3 protein-coding genes are annotated in these 2216 nt (G+C 43.2%); all 3 read right to left on the reverse strand.

The window, feature by feature from the left end:
* Positions 1-322: 322 nt before the first annotated feature.
* Positions 323-745, reverse strand: coding sequence for a hypothetical protein (locus IE163_RS07310; RefSeq protein ID WP_189431789.1), 423 nt, complete (start codon positions 743-745; stop codon positions 323-325).
* A gap of 542 nt (positions 746-1287) precedes the next feature.
* Entirely contained in the window at positions 1288-1758 is a 471-nt protein-coding gene (locus IE163_RS07315; RefSeq protein WP_189431791.1) for a hypothetical protein, read from the reverse strand.
* A gap of 99 nt (positions 1759-1857) precedes the next feature.
* Positions 1858-2121: a zinc ribbon domain-containing protein gene (locus IE163_RS07320; RefSeq protein ID WP_189431793.1), complete on the reverse strand. Its 264-nt coding sequence runs from the start codon at positions 2119-2121 to the stop codon at positions 1858-1860.
* Positions 2122-2216 lie beyond the last annotated feature (95 nt).

A 2216-nucleotide genomic window follows, 5' to 3' on the forward strand; every position in this document is an offset into this window, starting at 1 on the left:
ACTGGCAAACCTGAACAACGGCACGGCTGCTTTCATTAAAAACCTAGCCGGCCAGCAGCGATACGGCGAGCCAACCGGAACCTGTAAAACTGTTTGAGCGAAGCCACGAAGAACAACGCTACCTCCATCACCGTTTGCAGCAAACCCACAAACGGGCGAGCTTTAACTATTTGCCAGTGCCGCTTGGAAAGCCAAACACGAGCACGGCCGAAACAAAACTACTGACTGAAACCCTTAAAACCCGAAAACCTGCTAACGCTCCGCGCATGCGCGCGAACTTGTGAGCGTCGCAGGGGCTGTAGGCCCCGAATGACGCGGCTTGTTATATTTTGTTGTGAACAACAATCGGCTCCCCTAACGCTAACCACATCTCAGCCCACATAGATTCCCAGTCCGCTTTTTCTTTTATGTTTAAGTTGTTTATATCTATCTTTACTTGATCAAGATCGATAAACATGGAGCAACCGCCAGTCACGTAGAGACCATCGCTTGATACATGTGAAAATATAAGAAATCTACTTCCGATTTTCGGCGCTGGTCCACCACAAGAATTAGCCTCTACATTAGTTTTAATAAACAAGACTCGCGGTACGTCGTGACTTTTCCACACCTCATGAACACGCATTTCTGTCTTATAAAATGAAGAACTCCAATCACCTGCAACTTTCTCAGTTTTCAACGCTGTAGCCGCGAAAATTGCATCATAATGTTTGAACTCTTCTTCTAAACTTTTAGCATTACTCATGCAAGAACAAGCAAATGAGTTCGTTGTTATAATTGAAAGCACAAGAAAGATACAAATTTTCAAATGCGAGCCCCTACAAAATATAACGCTTTGCTAATTGGCTGCCGCAGCGCAGCGTAGGCAGTCCAGTGGAGGCCACGCTTTTTTGTGGCCGTAACGAAATTAAGCAATTTGTTAGAGCTACTTTTTATTTGGTTTAAGTAATATTAAGCGTATTAATGGGCGAGCAATCAATAAAATAAACGCCAACGAGGCCACAAAAAGGACACCTAACTGATAAAATGGGTTCAAACCGTACAACAAGGAACTTTCACTAGGCTGTGTAATTTGAAAATAGAGAAATACACTAACAGCACTTACCGCTATCATTATGAGCACAAGTAAAATTGTATTTAATGGTTCACTGTATTTAAATTCAATTTTTTTTTCGTCGCTCAAAATACACTCCAATCCATAGGTAGCTCTAACGCCGCGCACACGGGCGACGAGCCGCGCAGCGGGTTGGCGTCCCAGCGACCAACGGGAGCGAGTGCTGCGCATTGTTATACATCGTCACTCTCCGGACGAGGTGGTGGCGGTGGTGGAGGCATCTCTGGCCTTTTGGCCGGAGGTGTCACCTTTAATAACTCAGAAAGTTTATACATTTTAAAGTTACCGCAAAAAGCTATAGCGCTTCGATCTTTGTAAGGCGCGTTGTAGCTCACTTTAATAATAACCTCATTCTCTGATGGAGGAGCAACTCCTAAAAAGGTAATATAGTAATCCCCTTCATACTCACGTTGTTCCCTGAAATCTAAACCTAAATCAAAAGTCGAAGCGAGTTGCGCATATATCGAATACACATACATCTTCTTTAGCTTGATTGGGATGTATAGCGAATAGTAAGTCAACTCACTATCAACCCCTCGATCATCATGCTTTAACGCAAAAGCCTGATCTTTTGCCGGTCCTTTATCGCAAGCAGCTACATGGTTACTGAGTAGAGTAAATAATATGAACAATAAAGCCTTCATTAGAACCTTCAAAATGTATAACGCCCGCCTAAACGGCGAGCAACTTGTTGCGAGTCCAGCGGCTGCAGGCCGCGATGTTTAAGGCGCTTGTTATAAGCATCACTTAACAATTCTTTTGGGCTCCTCTAAAAACCACATAATGAATGTACATTTTTTACAAATAAGAACTGATGCACTTCTATTTGCCCAATCTAAATTTATAAATGTCAGACCTGCGGTATTTAATTGCGCTTCTCCAGTTTCAAAATGCTGATGTCCGCAATGGATGCACTTCGCGTTTATACCATTGACTGTATATTGGTCAACTTTTAAAGCTGCCGCAGCTCCCTTTAAACCTTTACCGAGAGTCTTTAAGAATGACATCAGTACTCCTCTAGCTTATAACGCTTTGCTCACCGGAAAATTGGGAGCGCCAGCGAGTAATTTTTCCGGTGCAGTAACTTGTTAGCAGCAAACAC

Source organism: Alishewanella longhuensis, assembly GCF_014653435.1.
GTDB classification, from domain to species: Bacteria; Pseudomonadota; Gammaproteobacteria; order Enterobacterales; family Alteromonadaceae; genus Alishewanella; species Alishewanella longhuensis.

Bases quoted from the DNA above. Each gene is read 5' to 3' on its own strand.
- IE163_RS07310 (WP_189431789.1), bottom strand. From the start codon at position 745: ATGAGTAATGCTAAAAGTTTAGAAGAAGAGTTCAAACATTATGATGCA.
- IE163_RS07315 (WP_189431791.1), bottom strand. From the start codon at position 1,758: ATGAAGGCTTTATTGTTCATATTATTTACTCTACTCAGTAACCATGTA.
- IE163_RS07320 (WP_189431793.1), bottom strand. From the start codon at position 2,121: ATGTCATTCTTAAAGACTCTCGGTAAAGGTTTAAAGGGAGCTGCGGCA.